The 21,633-nt window shown below is 71.0% G+C and carries 21 protein-coding genes; 8 read left to right on the top strand and 13 right to left on the bottom strand.

Annotated features, from left to right (window positions below; genetic code table 11):
* Nucleotides 1-10: 10 nt before the first annotated feature.
* Both AOZ49_RS15965 and AOZ49_RS15960 read right to left on the bottom strand, forming a co-directional pair.
* Nucleotides 11-1,267 carry an MFS transporter gene (locus AOZ49_RS15965; RefSeq protein WP_054476457.1) on the bottom strand — a complete coding sequence of 419 codons (1,257 nt, stop codon included), beginning with the start codon at nt 1,265-1,267 and terminating at the stop codon, nt 11-13.
* A 119-nt stretch (nt 1,268-1,386) separates the two neighbouring features.
* A complete protein-coding gene (locus tag AOZ49_RS15960; protein WP_054428754.1) occupies nt 1,387-2,340 on the bottom strand; it encodes a helix-turn-helix transcriptional regulator in 954 nt (317 codons plus the stop codon).
* 93 nt (nt 2,341-2,433) lie between these two features.
* Here AOZ49_RS15960 and AOZ49_RS15955 point away from each other — a divergent pair, with 93 nt between their 5' ends.
* Nucleotides 2,434-3,651, top strand: a complete 1,218-nt coding sequence (locus AOZ49_RS15955; RefSeq protein ID WP_054476519.1) for an MFS transporter — start codon at nt 2,434-2,436, stop codon at nt 3,649-3,651.
* Here the strand turns inward: AOZ49_RS15955 and AOZ49_RS15950 are convergent.
* From AOZ49_RS15950 to AOZ49_RS15935, 4 genes are all read right to left on the bottom strand, one after another.
* On the bottom strand, nt 3,611-4,018 hold the full coding sequence (locus AOZ49_RS15950) for a helix-turn-helix domain-containing protein (RefSeq protein WP_054476454.1): 408 nt from the start codon (nt 4,016-4,018) through the stop codon (nt 3,611-3,613). The genes AOZ49_RS15955 and AOZ49_RS15950 overlap by 41 nt on opposite strands.
* Entirely contained in the window at nt 4,015-4,377 is a 363-nt protein-coding gene (locus AOZ49_RS15945; RefSeq protein ID WP_054428756.1) for a GIY-YIG nuclease family protein, read from the bottom strand. Before AOZ49_RS15945 ends, AOZ49_RS15950 begins: the two co-directional genes overlap by 4 nt.
* Nucleotides 4,378-4,495: 118 nt before the next feature.
* Entirely contained in the window at nt 4,496-5,506 is a 1,011-nt protein-coding gene (locus AOZ49_RS15940) for a Bug family tripartite tricarboxylate transporter substrate binding protein (RefSeq protein ID WP_054476452.1), read from the bottom strand.
* A gap of 137 nt (nt 5,507-5,643) precedes the next feature.
* A complete protein-coding gene (locus AOZ49_RS15935; protein WP_054428758.1) occupies nt 5,644-6,579 on the bottom strand; it encodes a 4-hydroxy-tetrahydrodipicolinate synthase family protein in 936 nt (311 codons plus the stop codon).
* A gap of 235 nt (nt 6,580-6,814) precedes the next feature.
* Between AOZ49_RS15935 and AOZ49_RS15930 the strand changes: the two genes are divergently transcribed.
* Nucleotides 6,815-9,133 carry a molybdopterin-dependent oxidoreductase gene (locus AOZ49_RS15930; protein WP_054476450.1) on the top strand — a complete coding sequence of 773 codons (2,319 nt, stop codon included), beginning with the start codon at nt 6,815-6,817 and terminating at the stop codon, nt 9,131-9,133.
* An 83-nt stretch (nt 9,134-9,216) separates the two neighbouring features.
* On the opposite strand, the gene AOZ49_RS15925 is transcribed toward AOZ49_RS15930, so the two are convergent.
* From AOZ49_RS15925 to AOZ49_RS15910, 4 genes are read right to left on the bottom strand one after another with little or no spacing between them, the layout of a single operon-like run.
* Nucleotides 9,217-10,068, bottom strand: a complete 852-nt coding sequence (locus AOZ49_RS15925) for an alpha/beta fold hydrolase (protein ID WP_054476448.1) — start codon at nt 10,066-10,068, stop codon at nt 9,217-9,219.
* On the bottom strand, nt 10,065-10,514 hold the full coding sequence (locus AOZ49_RS15920; RefSeq protein WP_054476446.1) for an acetyltransferase: 450 nt from the start codon (nt 10,512-10,514) through the stop codon (nt 10,065-10,067). Before AOZ49_RS15920 ends, AOZ49_RS15925 begins: the two co-directional genes overlap by 4 nt.
* Nucleotides 10,515-10,549: 35 nt before the next feature.
* Nucleotides 10,550-11,422, bottom strand: a complete 873-nt coding sequence (locus tag AOZ49_RS15915) for an NAD(P)-dependent oxidoreductase (RefSeq protein ID WP_054476445.1) — start codon at nt 11,420-11,422, stop codon at nt 10,550-10,552.
* 23 nt (nt 11,423-11,445) lie between these two features.
* A complete protein-coding gene (locus AOZ49_RS15910) occupies nt 11,446-12,105 on the bottom strand; it encodes an ArsR/SmtB family transcription factor (RefSeq protein WP_054429245.1) in 660 nt (219 codons plus the stop codon).
* A 97-nt stretch (nt 12,106-12,202) separates the two neighbouring features.
* Here AOZ49_RS15910 and AOZ49_RS15905 point away from each other — a divergent pair, with 97 nt between their 5' ends.
* Entirely contained in the window at nt 12,203-13,630 is a 1,428-nt protein-coding gene (locus tag AOZ49_RS15905) for an MFS transporter (protein WP_054476443.1), read from the top strand.
* A 99-nt stretch (nt 13,631-13,729) separates the two neighbouring features.
* Here AOZ49_RS15905 and AOZ49_RS15900 read toward each other — a convergent pair whose 3' ends face one another.
* Complete coding sequence (locus AOZ49_RS15900; protein WP_054428764.1) at nt 13,730-14,701, bottom strand: D-2-hydroxyacid dehydrogenase family protein; 972 nt, start codon at nt 14,699-14,701, stop codon at nt 13,730-13,732.
* 89 nt (nt 14,702-14,790) lie between these two features.
* Here AOZ49_RS15900 and AOZ49_RS15895 point away from each other — a divergent pair, with 89 nt between their 5' ends.
* Nucleotides 14,791-15,690, top strand: coding sequence for a LysR family transcriptional regulator (locus AOZ49_RS15895; protein ID WP_054428765.1), 900 nt, complete (start codon nt 14,791-14,793; stop codon nt 15,688-15,690).
* A 111-nt stretch (nt 15,691-15,801) separates the two neighbouring features.
* Entirely contained in the window at nt 15,802-16,590 is a 789-nt protein-coding gene (locus AOZ49_RS15890) for a hypothetical protein (RefSeq protein ID WP_054476441.1), read from the top strand.
* A 71-nt stretch (nt 16,591-16,661) separates the two neighbouring features.
* Here AOZ49_RS15890 and AOZ49_RS15885 read toward each other — a convergent pair whose 3' ends face one another.
* Together AOZ49_RS15885 and AOZ49_RS15880 are read right to left on the bottom strand one after the other, a co-directional pair.
* A complete protein-coding gene (locus tag AOZ49_RS15885) occupies nt 16,662-17,426 on the bottom strand; it encodes a class II aldolase/adducin family protein (protein ID WP_054476437.1) in 765 nt (254 codons plus the stop codon).
* Between the two features lie 125 nt (nt 17,427-17,551).
* Entirely contained in the window at nt 17,552-18,970 is a 1,419-nt protein-coding gene (locus tag AOZ49_RS15880; RefSeq protein ID WP_054476435.1) for a MocR-like pyridoxine biosynthesis transcription factor PdxR, read from the bottom strand.
* A 157-nt stretch (nt 18,971-19,127) separates the two neighbouring features.
* Between AOZ49_RS15880 and AOZ49_RS15875 the strand changes: the two genes are divergently transcribed.
* The 3 genes from AOZ49_RS15875 (at nt 19,128) to AOZ49_RS15865 (ending at nt 21,609) form a co-directional block, all read left to right on the top strand.
* Nucleotides 19,128-19,856, top strand: a complete 729-nt coding sequence (locus AOZ49_RS15875; RefSeq protein ID WP_054476433.1) for a sulfite exporter TauE/SafE family protein — start codon at nt 19,128-19,130, stop codon at nt 19,854-19,856.
* Between the two features lie 110 nt (nt 19,857-19,966).
* Nucleotides 19,967-20,836, top strand: coding sequence for a glycosyltransferase family protein (locus tag AOZ49_RS15870; RefSeq protein WP_054476431.1), 870 nt, complete (start codon nt 19,967-19,969; stop codon nt 20,834-20,836).
* A gap of 56 nt (nt 20,837-20,892) precedes the next feature.
* On the top strand, nt 20,893-21,609 hold the full coding sequence (locus tag AOZ49_RS15865; RefSeq protein WP_054476429.1) for a hypothetical protein: 717 nt from the start codon (nt 20,893-20,895) through the stop codon (nt 21,607-21,609).
* The last annotated feature ends 24 nt before the right edge of the window (nt 21,610-21,633 follow it).

Here is a 21,633-nt window from a genome sequence, read left to right as displayed (position 1 = left end):
GGCGCGCCCGCTACGCCTCGGCCAGCCTGCGCTGGTGGCGCGCCCGCAGCACGCCGTTGGCGGCGGCGCCCAGCGCCAGCAGCACCGCGGTTCCCAGGAACACCGCCGGCATGCCGAAATGGCCGCCGATGAAGCCGCCCAGCAAGGGGCCGGCCACCTGGCCGACGTACTGCGCCGAGATCGACATGCCCAGCACATTGCCGCCGACGCCATCGGGCACGTTGTGGCGGATGACGCTGGTGACGCACGGCAACAGCCCGCCCAGCGCCAGGCCCATCAGGAAACGCAGCGCCACCAGTTGCCAGCCGGCGGTGACGAAGGCCTGCGGGATCAGCAACAGCGCGGCCACGGCCAGCGCGCCGACGATCACGGTCCAGTGGCCGACGCGGTCGGCCAGCCGGCCCAGCCGCGAGGCCGACAGGATCGCGCCCAGCGCCGCCGCCGACATGACCACGCCCGACACCAGCGTGACGCGCGCCGGATCCTCCACCAGCTGGCCCACGTAGACCGTGATGATCGGCTCGATCGACATGGTGGCGAACATCAGCAGCATGCCGGTCGCCAGCATCGCGGCCACCGGCCGCTTGTCGGGGATCTGCGCCCAGCCGCCGCGGCGCTTGCCGTCCTGCGTAGCCGACTTGGGCGGGCGCGGCATTTCCTTGATGAGGAACACGGTGGCCAGGAACGCCAGGAAGATCACGCCGCCCGCCAGCAGGAAGGTGGCGCGGATGCCGATCAGCGGCGGCAGCGCGCCGCCGATCAGCGGGCCCACCAGGTTGCCCGCCATGATGCCGGCCGACAGCACGCCCAGCGCCCAGCCGGAACGCGCCTTGGGCGCCTGCATCGCCACCAGGATGGTCGAGCCCGACGCGTAGCCGCCGGCCAGGCCCACCAGCAGCCGCAGCAGCACCAGCTGCCACACGCTCTGCACCATGCCGGTCAGCGACATACAGATCGCCATGCCGAACGAGGCGCGCACCAGCATCAGCTTGCGGCCATAGCGGTCGCCCAGCCGGCCCCACAGCGGCGCGACCAGCGCCGCGGCGAAGAAGGTGGCGCCGTAGGCCACGCCCGACCACTGCACGATGGCCGCATGGCCCTGCACGCCCAGCTCTTCCACGTACAGCGGCAGGAACGGCAGCAGCAGCGTCATCGCCACGATGGTGCTGAACGAGCCGGCGAAACAGACGGCCAGGTTGCGGCGCCAATGGATGTTCTCGGCCGGCGCGGCGCTGTCGGCGCGTTCCGGGGAAGTGGACGAAGTCATGGGGGAAGGCCTTGGCGCTGTCTGGCGTGGAGTCGTGGAACCGGGATTGTTGCCAGCCTCGTCCCCCGCAGCAAGGCCAGCCGCGATACCGGTATTGCCGCTACCCCCCAGACGCGCGGCTACTGCGCGGCGCCGCGCAGCCAGGCCGTGGGCGTGGCGCCGCGATGCGCCTTGAAGGCCTTGATGAAATGACTGAGGCTGGAAAAGCCGATGCGGTAGGCGGTCTCGGTGACCGAGCAGCCGCGCCGCAACAGGCGCGCGGCGGCGTCCATCCGGGTCTGCAGCAGGCAGCCATGCACCGATTGCCCGTAGAGCGACATGAAGCCGGCCTGCAGCCGCTTTTCGCTCAGGCCCACGGCCTGCGCCAGTTGCCGCACGCCGCCGCAATCGGCGTAGTCGCGCTGGATGCGGCGGTGCGCTTCGGCCAGCCGCCTGCGGTCGGCCGGCGGCGGCAGGTCGGCGGCGCCGCGGCCGGCCAGGTGCGACAGCGTCAGCGCCAGGGCCTCCTGGGCCTTGCCCTGCAGATACAGCGCGGCGATCTCGCCGCGATCCTGGTTCCAGGCCAGGATCTCGCTGGCCACGCGCGCCAGGCCCGGCCACAGCGGCAGCAGCGCCAGCTGCGCATCGCGCGCCGGCACGCTGCCATCGGCCGCGAAGGCGCTGGACGGCACCTGCTGCAGGGTGCGCCGCCACAAGGCGCGCACGGCCTCGCTGGAAAACCGGATGTCGACCGCGCGGATGTTGCGCCGGCCCTTGAAATCGTCCCAGCCAGGCACCGGTTCGGCGGTGCCGTGCACGATGACGCTGCCCGGCTGGATGCTCAGGGCCGCGCCGCCGTCGAAGCCCAGGCCGAACTGCCCTTCGAGCACGATCGCCACGCCGACGCAGGACTCGGCCGCGCCGCTGGCCGCCCAGTCGGACTCGGGCCGGCCGTCGAGGCAGCCGATCGAGATGCCGCCCGGCAGCTCGTGCTGGGTGCGGATCTCGAGCCAGTCCGGCGGCAGCAGGCGCAGCAGGTCCTGCGCGGTGAGCGGCGCGCCGCGGTCCGGGGCAAGGCGGGGCTGAGAGGCCATTTTGTTCCTATTCCGCAATTTCCGGCGCGGATTCGCTAGCGCGACCGCCGCCAGGCCTGGATGATAACAATTTTCATCCGCATCAAGCCCTACATGCTCGCCTCTTCAGACCCGCTCCGCGCGCGCAGCGAAACCACCGCGCTGTTCGTCTTCAACACCCTGTGCCTGACGGCAATCATGGCTTTCATGCCGGTGATCGGCCCGGTCGTGCGCGGCCTGCGCCTGGCCGAATGGCATGGCGGCCTGGTGGTCACCGTGGCCGGCGTGCTGTGGATGCTGATGGCGCGCTACTGGGGCCGCCGCAGCGACCGCATCGGCCGCCGCCGCGTGCTGCTGCGCGCCGCCGCCGGCTATATCGTCAGCTATCTGTTGCTGGCCGTGGGCCTGGACCTGATGCTGCGCGAGCCGCCGCCGGTGTGGCTGGCGCTGCTGGCGCTGATGGCGCTGCGCGCGCTGATCGGCGCCTTCTACGCCGCCATGCCCACCGTCAGCGCCGCCCGCATCGCCGACGTCACCGCGCCGGCACAGCGCGGCGCGATGATGGCCAAGCTGGGCGCGGCCAACGGCCTGGGCATGGTGCTGGGACCCGCCATCGGCGGTCTGCTGGTCAAGGACAGCCTGACCCTGCCGCTCTACCTCGCCGCCGCGCTGCCGCTGCTGGGCACGCTGTGGCTGGCCGCGAAGCTGCCGTCCGACGCCGCGCACGAGCCGCGCGCCACGCCGCCGCTGAAGCTGAGCGACCCGCGGCTGCGCCTGCCGCTGGTCGCCATGCTGCTGGCCATGGGCGCCGTCATCACGGCGCAGATGATCGTCGGCTTCTACGCCATGGACGCGCTGCGCCAGGCGCCCGGCCCCGCGGCGCGGACGGCGGCGTGGGCCATGACCACCGTCGGCGTCATGCTGATCCTGGTGCAGGTCGGGCTGGCCAAGGCCCGCCGCATGAACGCGGCGCGCTGCCTGGCGGGCGGCGCGCTCTTGTCCGGCATCGGCTTCCTGCTGGTGCCGGTGCTGGGCGGCGCCGCCGGCCTGGTGGCGTGCTACGCCATCATGGCCGCGGGCATGGGGCTGGTGTTCCCGTCGATCCAGACCCTGGCCGCCAACGCCGTCAGCGCCGACGAGCAAGGCATCGCCGCCGGCTCGGTGATCGCGGTGCAGGGCATGGCGATGGTGGTGGCGCCGCTGGTGTGCACGCTGCTGTACGGCGTGCGTCCGTGGATGCCTTATGTGGTGGCCGCCGGCCTGTTGCTGCTGGTGGCGCTGGCCGCGACGCTCAAGCCGCGCCGGCCCCTGGCAGCCCCGTCGGCGCCGTGAGCGGCGCGGACTGCGCGGCCGCGCGGGTCCAGCGATCGGCGACGTTCTCGCCCGCCACCCGCAACAGGCGCAAGCCGGCGGGCCGTAACGCGACGCGATAGCCGGCGGCGGCGCCAGCGCCGCCCACCAGCCCGGTTTTCTCCAGCGGCCGCAGGCGCCGCAGCAGCGCCGAACGCGACGCGCCCAGGGCGGCGGCCAGCGTCGCCAGCGACACCGGTTCGCCGCGCGCATCGGCCAGCCGATGCAGCAGCGCGAAGTCGTCCAGGTCGATGCCGTGATGCGTGGCCAGCACGTCATCGAGCTGGAACCGCAGGCCGACATAGCCGCCATGCCACGCCAGGCAGGCCTCGATCGCGTCCGGCGTCATGGCGTGGCTCCCGCCGGTTCGTAACCCGCCTCGCCCTGGCAGGGGATGTCCTGGCGCCACAACGCCACCAGGTCCTCCAGCTCGCGCGCGGCGTCGAAGGCCGGGTCGGCGCGCGGCTTGACCCGGTCCAGCACGTCGAAGGTGAAGCTGGCCTCGCCATGCTCGCGCCAATCGCGGCGCAGCAGCGCGTTGCGATGCGTGCCCTGGCGCAATTCGAAGCGGTGCCGGTTGAGCGCGCCGTCGGCATTGGCGCTGCCGGCCACCAGCGCGCGGCCGCTGATCCGGTTGCGGATCGCGTAGACGCCGGCCAGGGTCTTGGTCTCGAGGTACTGCCGTTTGAGGGTCTGTCGGTCTGTCATGTCCAGGGCTCGTCCACAAGGAACGCGCGCCGGGATTCCGACGCGTCAATGCGGATTATTTTATCCGGGTAAATATTGCCAGTCAATAATACCCGGATAAAACAAACGCCCTGTCGCGCTATTCCGTGATGCGGATGTTGGCCTGGTCGATGATGACCTGGTAGCGCTTCATCTCGGCGTCGATGAACTTGGCGAAGGCCGCCGAATTCTTGACCGACGGTTCGAAGCCCAGGCTATTGAGCTGCTCGACGATCTTGGGATTGGCCATCACCTTGGCCGAGGCCGCTTCCAGCTTGCGCAGCACCGGCTCGGGCAGCTTGGCCGGGCCCCACACGCCATACCAGGAATAGAACTCGAAGTTCTTCTGGCCCTGCTCCTTCATGGTCGCCAGGTCGGGCAGCAGCGGACTGCGCGCGGCGCCGGTCACGGCCAGCGCCTTGAGCTTGCCGGCGCGCACCATCGGCAGCGACGACAGCATCGGGTCGATCAGGCCCTGCACCTGGCCGCCGACCAGGTCGGACAGCGCCGGGCCGCCGCCGCGATAGAGCACGATGGGGATCTGGTCCAGGCCGTTGTCATGCAGGAACGAGGCCGCGGCCAGGTGCCCGGCCGAGCCGAAGCCCGAAGTGGCGAAGGAGTACTTCTGCGGCTCGGCCTTGAGCAGCTTGACCAGGTCGCCCACATTGTCGGCCGGCACCTTGGGATAGACGCTGAAGATCAGCGCGCCCTGCGCCAGCTCGCTGATCGGCGTGAAGTCCTTGACCGAGTCGAACTTGATGGTCTTCTTGTACAGCAGCGGATTGATGGCGTGGATCGACGCGTTCAGGTACAGCGTGTAGCCGTCCGGCGCGGCCCGCGCGACGTAGGCCGCGCCGATCATGCCCGACGCGCCGGCGCGGTTTTCCACCACGATCGACTGGCCCAGCTCCTTGCCCAGCTGTTCGGCATACAGGCGCGCCACGCCGTCGACCGAGCCGCCCGGCGGATGCGGCACCACCAGCGTGATCGGGCGCTGCGGATAGGCCGCGTCGGCGGCCAGCGCGGCGGCGCCGCAGGTAATGCCCATGGCCGCCAGCGCGGCGGAGAACAGCCGGGTGAACGGCGCGGGACGGGACGGCGAACGGAACATGATGAATCTCTCTTGGCGATGGCGCGTCCATTCCGGACGCGCAGGGGCCGACCACGCCACCGGCCGCGACGCTCGCGGCCGCCATGTCGTGGATCGTCAACATGCATCCGGCGGCTATTGCCGCCGGAACAGGGGAATCAGGCCGCCTTGAGCTGGGCGGAGCTGAAGCCGTACTTGGCGTCCAGCCCCAGCTCGCGCACGATGCGCAGGCCCTTGGCCAGGGCATCGCCCTCCAGGCCGCGCAGCGGCCGGCGCAGATCGCCGACCGGCAGGCCCACCGCCTTCATCAGCGACTTGATGGCGACCGGGTTGATGGCCGAGTACGAGTAATGCAGCATCGGCAGCAGGCCCAGGTAGCCTTCGCGGAAGCTGACCGACACGTCCGGCGTGTCCCACGGACGCGAGATGTCGGCCATCTCTGCGGGCGCGATGTTGCCGGTCATGTTGGCGGTGCCGTGGCCGCCCAGGCTCATGGTGGGCACCACCAGGCCGAGGTTGGGCGAGTCGCAGCACATCACCGACACATCGGGACGGCCGCGCAGCACCTGCGCCACCTGGCCGACGCGGGTGGTCGATTCCTTGTGCACCACGTAGTTGGGGTGCTTGAAGATGCGCAGCAGCTGGTCCCAGTGCAGGTCGCTCTTGACCCGCGGCGGGTTGTTGTAGATGCCCAGGGGCAGGTCGGTGGCGTCGGCCACTTCGAGGAAATAGGCTTCGGTGTCGGCCTCGGACGCGCAGATGTAGGCGGGCGCGGCCAGGATCGCGCCGTCGGCGCCGTTGGCGCGCGCGAACTTCAGGTAGTCGATGGTGCTGTCGGTGTTGTTGCCGGTGCAGCCGTAGAACAGCTTCATCTTGCCGGTCTTCATCTTGGCCGTCTCGACGATCACCTGGCGGCGCTCTTCGGGCGACAGCAGCGAGACCTCACCCGTGGATCCCATGATCAGCACCGCGGCGGTGCCGTTGTCTTCCTGGAACTTCAACAGACTGCGGAAGGCGCTGAAATCGACGCTGCCGTCACGATTGAACGGCGTGACGATGGCGACGAAGGACCCCTGGATTTTCATTTTGCTCATGACCTGCTCCACATGCGGAAGGACTGCTCAATCAAAAAAAGCCAGGCTGGCGCGCGGTCGTTGGCGCCTGCACCTGACCATTCCCCTTGCTGCTTTCGCAGTATAGGAAGAGCGGCCCCGAAAATTTTTCTATTTTCCACACTTTCGCAGGGCCTGAAAGACAAAGAATTTCTAAGGCAATGCCGTTAAGTTATGAAGATTTCCACAACAATACGCTTTTCACGGCGCCACCCGCATGTCCGAAGCGATCTCCCGTTATCCGTCCCTGTCTCACTGGGGCGCGTACACCGCGCTGGTGCGTGACGGCCGCGTCATCGGCTGCGAGCCGTTCGCTCACGACCAGGCTCCGTCCCCGCTTATCCACACGATGCCCGACATGGTGCATTCGCCGCTGCGCATCGCCCGCCCCAGCGTGCGCGCCAGCTGGCTCAGGCACCGCGGCGCGCCCGAACTGCGCGGCGTCGACGGTTATGTCGAGGTCGACTGGGACACCGCGCTGGCGCTGGTGCACGATGAGCTGCAACGGGTGCGCGCGCAGCATGGCCCGACGGCCATCTTCGGCGGTTCATATGGCTGGTCGTCCGCCGGACGGCTGCACCACGCGCGCACGCTGACGCACCGTTTCCTGTATGCCGGCGGCGGCTGCGTCGACCAGTCGGGCAACTACAGCTGGGGCGCGGCGCAATTCCTGCTGCCGCACATCATCGGCACCTATGCCCCCGTGACCGGCCGCATCACCGACTGGAACAGCGTGGTCGGGCACACCCGGCTGCTGATCGCGTTCGGCGGCATCCCGCTGCGCAACACCCAGATCGCCTCGGGCGGCGCGGGCGACCACAGCGCCCCCGGCTGGCTGGCGCGGGCGCGCCAGGCCGGCATGCGCGCGGTGGTGGTCAGCCCCACGCGCGCCGACGCGCCGGCGGCGCTGGCCGCCGAATGGATCCCCATCCGTCCCAACACCGATGCCGCGATGATGCTGGGCATGGCGCACACGCTGCTGGCCGAGAACCGCCACGACCGCGACTTCCTGGCGCGCTGCTGCAACGGCTTCGAGCAGTACGCCGACTACCTGCTGGGCCGCGCCGACGGCCAGCCCAAGGACGCGGCCTGGGCCGAGCGCATCTGCGGCGTGCCGGCCGATACCATCCGCGCGCTGGCGCGGGACGCGGCCGGCGCCCGCACGCTGCTGTCGTGCTCGTGGTCGCTGCAGCGCGGCCATCGCGGCGAGCAGCCCTACTGGGGCAGCGTCGCGCTGGCCGCCCTGCTCGGCCAGATCGGCCTGCCCGGCGGCGGCTTCGCCTTCGGCCATGGCTCGATGAATGGCGCCGGCAATCCGCGCCCCGACCTGCCCGCGCCGGAGATGCGCGCCGGCCGCAATCCGGCCGGCACCTCAATCCCCGTGGCGCGCCTGACCGACATGCTGCTGCGGCCGGGCGAGCCGTACGAATTCAACGGCAGGACCGGCATCTATCCGGACATCCGCCTGGTCTACTGGGCCGGCGGCAATCCGTTCCATCACCACCAGGACCTGAACCGGCTGATGCGGGCCTGGGCGCGGCCCGAGACCATCATCGTGCACGAGCCGTGGTGGACGCCGACCGCGCGCCGCGCCGACATCGTGCTGCCCGCCACCACCACGCTGGAACGCAACGACATCGGCGGCTCATCGCGCGACCGCTACCTGCTGGCGATGCGGCAGGCGGTGGCGCCGGTGGGCCGCAGCCGCAACGACTTCGACATCTACCGCGAACTGGCCGCGCGCGGCGGCTTCGAGCAGGCCTACACCGAGGGCCGCGACGAGATGACCTGGATCCGCCACATCTACGAACAGATGCGGCCGGCCTGGGAAGCGGCGCAACTGACGCTGCCCGCCTTCGACGAATTCTGGGAACGCGGCCACGTCGCGCTGCCGCCGCCGGCGCGCGACTTCGTGCTGTTCGAGCAGTTCCGTGAAGACCCCGCCGCGCATCCGCTCAAGACCCGTTCCGGCCGGCTCGAACTGCACAGCGCCGCCATCGCCGAATTCGGCTACGACGACTGTCCGCCGCATCCGGCCTGGCTGCCGCCGGTGGAATGGCTGGGCGCCGAGCGCGCCGCGCGCTGGCCGCTGCACCTGGTCACCTGCCAGCCCGCCGACCGGCTGCACTCGCAGCTGGACCCGGCGCCGGCCACCCGCGCCAACAAGGTCGCCGGCCGCGAAGCGGTGCTGCTGCATCCCGACGACGCCGCCGAGCGCGGCATCGCGCAGGGGGATGTGGTGCGCCTTTTCAATGATCGCGGCGCCTGCCTCGGCGGCGCGCAACTCAGCGCCGACCTGCTGCGCGGCGTGGTGGTGATGCCCACCGGCGCCTGGTTCGATCCGCAGGACGGCGCGCTGGAACGCCATGGCAATCCCAACGTGCTGACGGTGGACGTGGGCACGTCGCGGCTGGCGCAGGGCCCGAGCGCGCTATCGGCGCTGGTGCAGGTGGAACGCTGGCAAGGCGACGCGCCGGCGGTGCGCGCCTTCGAACCGCCGGCGCTGCAACCCGAGGCCTCGGGCGCGCCACGCTGACGGCGCAATCGCGCCCCCATTGCTGCGCGACCTCGCCTGGCGCCCGATTGCCGGACTGTGCGAGGCGCCTGTGAACAGACCCCCTAGGCCGCCCGCAGGAACGCCAGCACCGCGTCGTTCTGCCCGCGGATGAAATGGCGTTCGCGCGGCAACAGCGTCACCTGCGCGCGCGGCGCCAGGCGGCGCAACCGCTCGCGGGTATGTTGCGAATCGAGCATCACGTCACGCCCGCCCACCGCCACGAACAGCGGCTGCGCCAGCTGGCGCAGCGCCTCGTCGCCGAAGACCGGAATGGCGCCGAAGCGCGACCGGAAGCCGCGGTCGATGGCCTGCATCAACGCGAACTGGGCGCGGTCGGCGGGCGCCGGATCGGCCGGCAGCGGCCCGATGATGCGGCGGCGCACCAGCGCGCGGCCCGCGGGCCCCAGCAGCAGCAACGGCAGGACCCACGGCAGGATGTTCTTCTGGCGGCCGATGCCGGACGGACACAACAGCGCCAGCCGCTCGACCCGCGCCGGCCGCCGCACGGCGAAGTCCAGCGCCAGCCATGCGCCCAGCGAAATGCCGAAGCACGCCGCGCGCGCCACGCCCAGGCCGTCGAGCACCGCCTCCAGCCAGGCCGCGTGCGCATCGCTCGCCAGCGGCAGCCGCGCCGGCGCGCTCGGGCCGGCCTCGCCGATCAGGTCGATCGCGTAAATGCGGAAATGCGGCGCCCAGGCCGCGGCCTGCCGCTGCCAGCTGGCCGCCGTGCTCTGCGCGCCATGCAGCAGCACCAGCGGCGGCGCGTCCTCGCGGCCGCACACCAGCACATGGGTGTCGCCGGCCGGCGTCGGCACCGTCACCCGCCGCACATCGGCCGGCCAATGGGCCAGCGCGGCGGCATAGGCCTGGCGCACGGCTTCGGCGTGGCGCTCGGACTTGAAGATCGGGCTCATGCCGACGCGTCGCCGCGATGACGCAGATGGATCAGCGGATAGGCCCGCCCCTGGCCATCACGCTCGGAACGCCCGGTGCACTCGAAGCCCAACCGTTCATAGAAACCGATCGCCTGCGCGTTCTGCTCGTTGACGTCGGTGCTCAGGCCGGGATGGCGCCGCAGCGCGTCCTCGACCAGCGCGCGCCCGACGCCCGTGCCACGCGCGGCGGGGTCGACGAACAGCGCTTCCATGTGGCTGCCGTCGAGCAGCATGAACGCCAGCGCGCGATCGTTCGCATCCACGGCCAGATCGAGCGTGGCGGCGGGCAGGAAGCCCACCACCTCGGCCTCGATGTCATGGCGGTCCTGCGGCGACAGGAAGTCGTGGGTGGCATCGACGGCGCGGCGCCAGATGTCGACGACGCGTTCGCCGTCGGCGGGAGTGGAGGTTCTCAGGGTGATCATGGTGCTACGGAAAAAAGAAGAGAGGTTGGCAGCCGTCAGCCGGCGTCGGTGCGCCGCTCGATGGCGCGGATCACCGCCACCATGTCGGACGCGCCCAGGCCCTGGGCCTCGGTCTCGCCGTACAGCGCGTGGCTGGCGTCCAGCAGCGGCGAAGCGATGCCGGCGCTGCGCGCGGCCTCGGCCACCAGGCGGCTGTTCTTGAGGACGTCGGTGATCGCCGCCTGCACGGAAAAGTCCTGCGTCACCAGCTTGCCCAGCTTGACGCGCGACACGTCGCTGGCCATCGGCCCGGCGTTCAGCACCTCGGCGAACAGCGCCAGGTCAATGCCCTGGCGCTCAGCGAAATGCACCGACTCGGTCAGGCCCGTGACCATGGTGATGAGGAACAGGTTGACCGACAGCTTCATGGCCAGCGCCGACGGCACCGCGCCACAGACGAAACTGTCGCGGCACAGCGGCCGCACCAGTTCGCGCACCGCGGCGACGTCGTCGTCATGGCCGGCCAGCATCACCACCAGTTGCCCGGCTTCGGCCGGCTTGCGCGATCCCGACACCGGCGCCTCGACGTAGCGGCCGCCGGCCGCCTCGATGTCGGCGCCCAGCTGGCGCGAATAGTCGGCCGAGGTGGTGCCCATGTTGACGATCACGTGGTCGCGCACGCGCGTCTCGAAGTCGTCCGCGCCGCGCGCCAGCACCGTGTCGATGGCCGCGTCATTGGCCAGCATCAGGATGACGGTGCGGCATTGCGCGTAGACCTGGCCGGCGCTGTCGGCCACGCGCGCGCCCGCGGCGCGCAGCGCGTCATAGCCGCCGGAGCGGCTCCAGACCACCAGCGGCGTGCCGGCGCGGGCCAGGTTGAGCGCCATCGGCGTGCCCATGACGCCCAGGCCGATGAATCCGATATCCATGCGTGTCTCCTGCTTGGTTGTGATCAGTGGCGGCGCGCCTCGACCCGCAGGCCGGCCGCCTTCCAGGCGGGGAAGCCGTCGCCCAGCCGCTGCGCCTGGAAACCGCGGGCGCGCAGCAGCGCCACGGCGCGCATCGACAGCACGCAGTAGCGGCCGCCGCAATAGGCCACGATGTTCTGGTCGCGCGGCAGCTGCGCCAGGTGCGGCTCCAGCTCCTCGGTCGGGATGTTGACCGCGCCCGGAATGTGGCCGGCGGCGTAGTCCTCGCGCGAGCGCACGTCCAGCAGCAGCGCGCCTTCGTCGAGCTTGGCGACCAGTTGTTCGATCGAGACCGCTTCGAGCTGCTCGGGGCGGTTGACGCTGTCGGCGGCCACGCGCCGCATTTCCTGGCGCTGGTGCGACAGGTAGTCCTGCAGCGCCGACAGCACTTCCGACACCGGTCCGGCGCCGCCGCGGTACAGCACGTGCTTGCCGTCGCGGCGCGACTGGATGAAGCCGGCGCGCTTGAGCTGCTGCAGGTGCTGCGAGGCATTGGTGATCGACAGCCCAGACCCCAGGGCCAGCTGCTCGACCGTGCTTTCGCGCTGCAGTACGGCCTGCAATAGAGCCAGGCGATGCGGATGGCCGAGCGTCTTGGCGGCATCGGCCAGGTCATCGAGGGAATCGGCGGCGGCATCGGTCATTGGCGGGGACGGCGGCAGGGTCTTCATTGACGCGACCTTATCATCTTCCTATCATTCCATCATTTGTTGGATTGATAATTTACAAAGAGGAGACCCCATGTCATCGAGCCCCCCGCCGTCCGGCGCCGCCACCGCCCCCGTTTCCTGGGCCGACCTGCTGCGCGGCAGGAACGGGCTGCGCTCCATTGCGCTGGCCGGCGGCGTCGCGCTGCACGCCATCAACATCTACATCGTCACCACCATCCTGCCCACCATCATCCGCGAGATCGGCGGGCTGGCCTATTACGCCTGGAACACCACGCTGTTCGTGGCCGCCTCGATCGTCGGCTCGGCGCTGTCGGCCAAGCTCATCGACCGCCTCGGCCCGCGCCTGGCGTACCTGCTGGCGCTGGCGGTGTTCTCGGCCGGCGCGATCGGCTGCGCGCTGGCGCCGTCGATGCCGGCCCTGCTGCTGGGCCGCACGGTGCAGGGTCTGGGCGGCGGCGTGCTGTTCGCGCTGAGCTATGCCTTGATCCGCGTGGTGTTCGATGCGCGGCTGTGGCCGCGGGCGATGGCGCTGGTCTCCGGCATGTGGGGCGTGGCGACCCTGGGCGGCCCGGCCATCGGCGGCGTGTTCGCGCAGAGCGGCCACTGGCGGCCGGCGTTCTGGGTGCTGGTGCCGGTGGCCTTGCTGCTGGCGCTGATCGTGGCCAGCCAGTTCCGCGGCAGGACCGCGGGCGAGGCGGCGTCAGGCCCGGTGCCCTGGCTGACCATCACGCTGCTGGTGCTGTCGGTGCTGGCGATCTCGGCCGCCGGCCTGTCGCAGAGCCTGGCCTGGAACGCCGCCGGCATCGTCGCGGGCATCGCCATCGCCGCCGCCATCGCGCGCATCGACACCCGCGCCCGCGCCAAGCTGCTGCCGACCGGCGCCTATACGCTCGGCACGCAGCTGGGCCTGCTGTACGCCGTCATGAGCCTGCTGGTGGCGGCCCTGACCACCGAGATCTTCGTGCCCTACTTCCTGCAGGTGGCGCACGCGATGACGCCGCTGGCCGCGGGCTACATGACCGCGCTGATGGCGGGCGGCTGGACGCTGGCCTCGATCTACAGCGCCGGCCGCGAGCCGGCCCGGGCCTGGCGCCTGATCCGGGCCAGTCCCATCGTGGTGCTGGCCGCGCTGGCGGCGCTGGCGGCCACCATGCCGGTCATCGCCTGGCAGCCGGCCGCGCTGGGCACGGTGCTGCACGGCATCGCGCTGACGGCGGTGGGCTTCGGCATCGGCCTGGGCTGGCCGCACCTGCTGACGCGGGTGTTCTCGGCCGCCGCGCCGGGCGAGGAAACGCTGGCGTCGTCGTCGATCACCACGGTGCAGTTGTACGCCACCGCCCTGACCGCGGCGCTGGCCGGCGTGGTCGCCAATGCCGGCGGCCTGACCCAGCCGGGCGGCATTGACGGCGCCAGGAGCGCGGCGCTGGTGCTGTTCGGCGTGTTCGCCATCGCGCCGGCCGCGGCCATCGTGCTGACGGGCCGCCTGCGGCGCGCGTGATGCCGGGCGCGGCCGGCCGCCGAGGGCGCGCGTGATGCCAGGAGCGACGGTCCGCCGAAGGCGCTCGGCGAACCGGCCGCGGCGCCCGCGAAACGCCTGTCAGGCCAGGACCGCGGGATTGATCACGTGGATCGGCTTGCCGGCGGCGTAGGCGACGATCTGATCGAAGACGTCGGAGAACTGGGTCTCGTATTCGTCTTCGGTGACGTAGCCGATGTGCGGCGTGCAGATCGCGTTGGGCAGTTGCAGCAGCGGATGTTGCGGATCGGTCATCGGTTCCGACTCGAACACGTCCACCGCCGCCGCGCCCGGCCGGCCGGCGGCCAGCGCCTGCGCCAGCGCGCCGGGCTCGATCAGGCCGGCGCGGCTGGTGTTCACCAGCAATGCCGACGGCTTCATGCGCGCCAGGTCCTGCGCCGTGACGATGCCGCGCGTGTCCGGCACCAGCCGCATGTGCAGCGACAGCACGTCGCAGGTCTCGAAGAACGCCTGCTTGTCCGGCGCCACGTCCCAGCCGTCGTCGCGGGCCCTCTGGCGCGAGGCCTCGCGCGCCCACACCAGCACCTTCATGCCAAAGGCGGCGCCGTAGCGCGCCACTTCGGCGCCGATGCGGCCATAGCCGTAGATGCCGAGCGTGCGGCCGCGCAGCGTGCGGCCCATGCCGGTCTGCCAGGTGCCCTGCTTGAGCAGTTGCACCGCCTGCGGAATGCGCCGCATGCCGGCCAGCACCAGGCCCCAGGTCAGCTCCGCCGCCGCGTACGACGGCGTGCCGGCGTGCTGGTTCGACGACAGGATGACGCCGTGCGCGGTGCAGGCGTCGACGTCGATGTGCGGATAGACGCTGCGCTGGCTGATCAGCCGCAGCTTGGGCAGGCGCGCGATCAGCGGCGCGCGGATCTGGGTGCGTTCGCGGATCAGCACCAGCGCCTCGGTGTCGCGCAGGCGTTCGGCCAGCGCGTCCACGTCCTGCACGTGGTCGTTCCAGACCGTGACGGCATGGCCGTCGAGTTTGCGGAAACAGGGCAAGCCCCGCAGCGTGTCGAAATAGTCGTCGAGAATGGTGATGTTCATGGTTTGTCTCCTGCCAGGATGCGGGCATTGTGAGCGCCGCCCCGCCGACCGTAAAATGATATTAATTAGTCAATTGATGCGTTTTTCTCATGAAAATCGACGTGCTCGGCGTGCAGGCCTTCGTGGCGATCGCGGATCACAAGAGCTTTCGCCGCGCCGCCGGCGAGCTCAGCATCACCCAGACCGCGTTGAGCCGGCGGCTGCAGAACCTGGAATCGTTCCTGGGCGTGCGGCTGGTGGAACGCACCACCCGCTCGGTCGCGCTGACGCCGCCGGGCGACAGCTTCCTGCCGCAGGCGCGGCGGCTGCTGGCCGACCTGGCCGCGGCGCTCACCGAGATCCGGGAAACCGGCAAGGCCCAGCGCGGCGACGTGACGCTGGCCTGTGTGCCGACCATCGGCGTGCACTACCTGCCGCACATCCTGCAGCGCTACAGCGCCGAGCATCCGCAGAACCGCGTCAAGGTGCTGGACCATTCTTCCGGCGCGGTGGCCCAGGCGGTGCTCACGCGCGAGGCCGAGTTCGGCATCAACATCGCCGAGACCCACGCCCCCACGCTGCAGAGCATCCCGCTGCTGCAGGACGACTTCGTGCTGATCTGCCGCGAGGACCATCCGCTGGCGCGCCGCCGCACGCTGCCCTGGGAAAAGCTGGAGGGTCACCGGCTGATCTTTCCCGGCGCCAGCAGCAACAACCGGCCGCTGCTCGATCACGCGCTGGCCGAACTGGCGCCGCGGCTGACGGCCTTCTATGAAGTGCAGCGCAGCTCGACCGCCGTCGGGCTGGTGGCCGCCGGCGCCGGCATCGCCGTGGTGCCGCGGCTGGCGTGGCAGGCCGGCTCGTATCCGGGGCTGCGGGTGGTGTCGCTGCACACGCCGGTGGTGGGCCGCACCTTTTCGCTCATCAGCCGCAAGGGCGCGCACCTGTCGCCCGCGGCCCAGGCCCTGCACGACCTGATCCTGCGGCACCGCGACCAGGGGCCACGCTGACCCGCGCCAAGGGCGGGAGATTTTTGCACCGCTTCATACAATTGGTGACGCGTGGCGGGAAAAATCGGGCCACAATGCGCCGGCGCTTTTCCCGATCCACGAGGAACCACGATGAATAAAGCCCTTGCGCTGCTGCTCTGCGCCGTCCTGCCCGCCGCCGCCAGCGCGGCGCAGCCCGATGTCGAGACCTTGACGCTCAACCCGCAGAACCAGCTGTACTGCAACGCGCAGACGGACTGGTGCGTGGGGATCAAGGTGGACGGCGGCTTCGAAGACAACGGCCCGTTCGCCACCAGCCGCACCCTGCGCGCCGACTACCGCTTCTGGGACCTGCCCGACATCCCGAACTTCACGCGCTTCACGGTCTGGCCGCACCTCATTCGCCTGAGCGAGGAACGCGCGCTGGTGGGCGTGATCGGCCCCAACGAGCCGGACTACAAGGAAGAGATCCAGTTCCCCGGCGGCAGCTTCTCGCGCCGCGACCTGTACCTGTTCATGGTCGACCTGGGCGACAAGTCCGCGGCCCTGGTGCACCTGCTGCCCTACACTGCCAAGGCAGGCATCCGCGCCTGCGCCAACGAGGCCGACGAGAAACGCCGCGAAGGCAACTGCATGGACTATTACCGCTATGACGCCACGGTGAAGGCCCTGCCCAGCAAGCAGCCGTACCCGGACCTGCAGGTCACCACCCAGGCCACGCGCAGCCCGGCCGACGCCAGCCGCTACGCCGATCCGGGCAAGCGGCCCGCGCCGACGGCCGCGCAACTGCAACCGCAGGCCGACAAGCAGTGCAGCTACACGGTGACCTACAAATGGAAGGAAGACGGCTCGGTCTACCAGCCGGCCACGCCGGTGCCGGACTGCGCCGAGTTCCTGGAACCGCAGCCCGGGAAGAAGTAAGGCGCGGGCCTGGCCACCCTGGCCGCGCCCGCCCCGCCGCACTGGCGGGACGCGCCCGGCCGCTGGGGTCGTCAGTCGGCGTAGCCCGGATTGCGCCGGTCCAGCCGGCGCAGCAGGCCCGGCCAGGCCAGCGAAGCCTTGTGCGCCCGGTCGGCCGGGGATTCCACCGCCGCGCGCGCCAGCACCTCGGGCGGAATGAACGTCAGTTCGCCGCCCGCCTGCGCCCGCACCTGCACCATGCAGGCCGCTTCCAGCCGGTGCATGGCCTGGAACGCCTCGGCCATGCTCTGCCCCACCGTCAACAGGCCGTGATTGCGCAGGATCAGGTAGTTGTTGCTGCCGAGGTCGCGCACCAGCCGCGGCTGCTCTTCGGGATTGAGCGCCAAGCCCTCGTAGTCGTGATAGCTGAGCGAACGCAGCACGATGAACGCGAACTGCGACAGCGGCAGCAGGCCTTCCTTCTGCGCCGACACCGCCACGCCGTTGATGGAGTGCGTGTGCAGCACGCACATGGCGTCCTTGCGGGCCGCGTGGACACAGCTGTGGATGGTGAAGCCGGCCGGATTGATGTCGTATTCCGAGTCCATCACCTTGCGGCCGTGCAGGTCGATCTTGACCAGGCTGGAGGCCGTGATCTCGTCGAACATCATGCCGTAGGGGTTGATGAGGAAATGCTCGGTGCCCGGCACCTTGGCGGTGATGTGCGTGAAGATCAGGTCGTCCCAACCGAACAACGCCACCAGCCGGTAGAGCGCCGCCAGGTCCTTGCGCACCTGCCATTCCGTCTCGCCGACCCGTTCGCGCACGCTGGCGCCCGTCTGACCTGCCGTATCCATGCTGTCTCCCTTTGTGGTGTTCTCCCGCCGCAAGGACGCGGCGAGGTCTGTTGCGCACTGTATTCCGTTTGCGCCCCGCCGGCGGCCTGGCAACGGCAAGCGTCCGCAGCGTGCAACGCGCCCGCTCAGCGCGCGCCCGCCGTCGCGCCGCGCAGGATTGCCGCCAGGCACAGCGCCAGCGCGTCGGCGCGCGCCGGCGTGGCCTGGCCGATGCCGAACACCAGCCCCGGCTCCGGCGCGGCCAGGCAGAACTCCGAATAGGTCCGGGCGCCGTAGCCGGCCCGCGCCAGCGCCCGCACCACCTCGCGGTCGTCGATGGCCGGGTTGCGGAACCGCACCGCCAGTTTCAAGCCGCCCGCCCCGTCCGCCACCCGCAGCCAGCGCCCGCAATGCCGCCTCAGCGCGCCCACCAGGTTGTCCATGCGCTCGGCGTAGACGCCGCGCATGCGGCGGATGTGGCCGCGGAAATGGCCGTCGTCCAGGAAGTCGGCCAGGCCAGCCTGGATGTGGATCGAGACCTCGCCCTGCCGCAGCGCCATCTCGGCCAGGCACGGCGCCACCAGCGCCGGCGGCAGGATGGCGTAGGCCACCCGCAGCCCTGGCGCCAGGGTCTTGGAGAACGTGCCGAGGTAGGCCACGCGCTGGCCGCTGTCGATGCCCTGCAGCGCGGCGATCGGCCGCGTCGCGTAGCGGAATTCGCTGTCGTAATCGTCCTCGATGATGAAGGCGTCGTGGCGTTGCGCCGCTTCCAGCAGCGCCAGGCGCCGCGGCAGCGTCATGGTGGCGCCGGTGGGGCACTGGTGCGACGGGGTCACGTAGATCAGGCGCGGCGGCCCGTCGGCGGCGCGCGCCGGGTCGATGCCGGCGTCGTCGCAAGGCACCGGCGCCAGCCGCGCCCCGGCCCGCTGCAGCAGGGCCCGCGCCTTCGGGTAGCCGGGGTCCTCGATCCACGCGACCGGCGCCTCGGGCGTCAGCACCACGCGGGCCAGCAGTTCGATCGCGGCCGCCGTCGACGGCAGGATCGCCACCTGCTCGACCTGCGCCACCACGCCGCGCGCGGCGCCGACGTGCGCCAGGATCGCGGCGCGCAGGGCCGGCAGGCCGGCCACCGGCCCGTAGCCCAGGTCATGCACGCGCAGCGACTTGATGCGGCCGGCCACGCAGCGCGACCAGGCCGCCGCGGGAAAGCTCTTGAGGTCGGGAATGCCGGGCTGGAATGGCAGACTGCGCGCGGCCGGCGCCGGCGGTGACGGCGCCGGCGCGTCGGGCGCCCCCGCCAGCGGCCGCGGCTGCCGCGCCGCGACCCGGGTGCCGGAGCCGCGCGCCGTCTCGATATAGCCCTCCGCGCGCAGGCGGTCGTAGGCCTGCACCACGGTCGACCGGGCGATCCGCAGCGCCAGCGCCAGGGCGCGGGTCGACGGCAGTTTTTCGCCGGCGCCGAGCCGGCCCGCCAGCACGCGTTCACGAATGGCCCGGCACAGCTGCCCTTCGAGATCGCCCTGGGGCCGGTCCAGCACCAGCCAGGTGACGGCGGCGGATGTCATGGCGGAATGCGCGGAACGGGTCTGCCGGAATTTTAGTGGCATCGGCGCCCGCCGCCCCGTCCCCGCGCCGCACTGGTAGGGCGGACATCGGCAAAGCGGACGGTTGCGGCGGCGCGGGTCAGCGCTACAAATATGGCCCGCTCCCTCACCGCTTGCCATGTCCTACGACCCTATCCTCATCACCGGCGGCGCCCTGGCCGGCGGCCTGGTTTCCGGCCTGACCGGCTTCGGCACCGGCCTGACGGCCCTGCCGGTCTGGCTGCTGGCGCTGCCGCCCGCGCTGGCCTCGCCGCTGGTCATCCTCTGTTCGGTGGTCTCGCAGTTGCAAACGCTGCCCGCGATCTGGCACGCCATCGACCTGCGCCGGACCGCGCCCTTCGTCGTCGGCGGCCTGCTGGGCGTGCCGGCCGGCGTCGCCGCCCTGCCCTATGTGTCGCCGCGGCTGTTCCAGGGCGGACTGGGCCTGCTGCTGATGACGCTGTGCACCGTGCTGCTGCTGAACGGCCACTACCGCCTGCCGCGCGCCAGCCGCCTGGCCGATGGCCTGGTGGGCCTGGGCGGCGGCCTGCTGGGCGGCGTCGCCGGGCTGTCCGGCCCGCTGCCCACGCTGTGGGCCGGACTGCAGGGCTGGAGCAAGGACGAGCGGCGCGCGGTGTTCCAGTCCTTCAACCTGTCGATCCTGGCGGTGGCGCTGGCGTCGCAGGCGGTGTCGGGCTATCTCACCGCCGAGGTCATGTCGCTGGCCTGGCGCGCGCTGCCCGGCACGCTCATCGGCGCCTGGCTCGGCCGGCGCCTGTACCACCGCGTCAATGTCGAAGTGTTCAATCGCATCGTGCTGCTGGTGTTGCTGATTGCCGGCATCAACATGCTGATCCAGGTGTTCTGAGGCGAAAACACGCCGCTCGCGGGCAAGTCCGTCTACAATTCAGGAAAAATTCAGGTTCGCCAAAACCGAGGACTGGCGCGCCGCGATTGTCCAGCAATGACGGAGACACCATGCAAGACCCCATCAGGATCTTTGTCGGTTGCGACCCCAACGATTGCGATCTCGAGCAGATGATGGTGCTGGACTACAGCGCCCGCAAGCACGCCTCGCGCCCGGTCGAGATCACCTGGATGCGCCTGTCGCGCGACCCCGCCAGCCCCTGGTATTGCGATCCGGCGCGCGGCCGCGGCTGGCGCACCGAGAAATGGTCGACGCCGTTCTCGGCCTTCCGCTGGGCCGTGCCGGCCGCCGCCGGCTTCCAGGGCCGCGCCCTGTACATGGACGCCGACATGCTTGTGCTGTGCGACCTGGCCGAGATCTGGGACCTGCCGCTGGACGGCGGGGCCATCGTCGCCGGCCGCCGCGACGGCGACGGCTGGCGCTCCTGCGTGGCGCTGTGGGACTGCGCCGGCGCCCGCGCCCATCTGCCCACGCTCGAAGCCCTGCGCGCCAAGCGCCACGCCAATCGCGAGATGAAGCATTACTTCGCCGAACGGCCGCGGCTGGTCCAGCACCTGGATGCCCGCTACAACAGCATCGATGGCGAAAACCTGGCGCGCGACGAGATCGGCATTCTGCACTATTCCGACATGGGCACGCAGTTCTCGCACCGCTACGCGATGCCGCGCCTGCGCGCCGAGGGCCGCCAGCACTGGTTCGACGGCGAGGTGGTGACGCACGCGCGCGCCGACCTGGCCGAGCTGTTCGAGCGCTACTACCAGGAAGCCCTGGCGGCCGGCCATTCCCCCTGCGACTACCGCAACGACGCGCCATTCGGCGACGTGGTCAAGGCGTCGCAGAAGGACTACACCGGCAACCGCGCGCGGCCGGCGCGGCGCTCATGGGTGCAGCGGCTGTGGGCGGGAGCCCTGGGCGGCTGAACCGGGACGGGTTTGGGCCCTGGGTTTGGGCCCTGGGTTTGGGCTCTAATAGGGCCATGTCCACCGCTCCCCTCGTTTCGTATTTCTGGCGCGGCGACGCGCTGCGCAGCCGCAGCGTCGGCGCCGCCGTGCGCACCGCCACGCTGGCCCTGCCCGCGCCGCCGGCGCGCCTGGTCGCCGACTGGGCGCGGGAGATCGACACCCGGCTCGAACTCGAACCCGGCGACGTCGAGCAGATGCCGCTGGCGCGCACCATGACGCGCTGGCCCGAATACAGCGCCTGCGTGCGGGCCATGCGCGACTGGAGCGCCGCGCTCGGACTGGGCGACGTGCTGGCCGACAGCGACATCGCGCTGATGGCCTGCCGCGGCGCTCGCTACCATCACGACGGCGACCAGTATGGCGGCGCGGTCTTCTGCAATCTGTTCCTGAGCGAGGACAAGGGCCTGGACCTGGTTTTCGCCCAGAGCGGCCAGCGCATCGCGCTGACCCGGGGCACCGCGGTGCTGTTCGACACCTGCCAGCCGCATGGCGTGGTGCCGCGCGGCGCCAGCGCGTTCCGCGAAAGCGACTTCGCGCCGGGCCCGGACCTGTCGCAACTGTTCCTGACCTGGGAACTGCCCATCGAGGATCCGCGCGTGGCCGCCGCCCTGGGCGTCGCCTTCGACACCGATCCGGCCGGCGCCGCGCGGCTCGACGACGAGCAGGTGCGGCGCGGCGACGCGCGCCTGGCCGTGCGGCCCGGCTGCGGCGGCTGGGAAGCGGCTGGCTGACGGCCGGGGCGGTCTTTGCCCTTC

The organism is Achromobacter sp. 2789STDY5608615 (genome assembly GCF_001298995.1).
GTDB classification, from domain to species: Bacteria; Pseudomonadota; Gammaproteobacteria; order Burkholderiales; family Burkholderiaceae_B; genus Achromobacter; species Achromobacter insuavis.
Note: the sequence above shows the minus strand (reverse complement) of the source record. Positions and strands in the feature narration are given on the sequence as shown.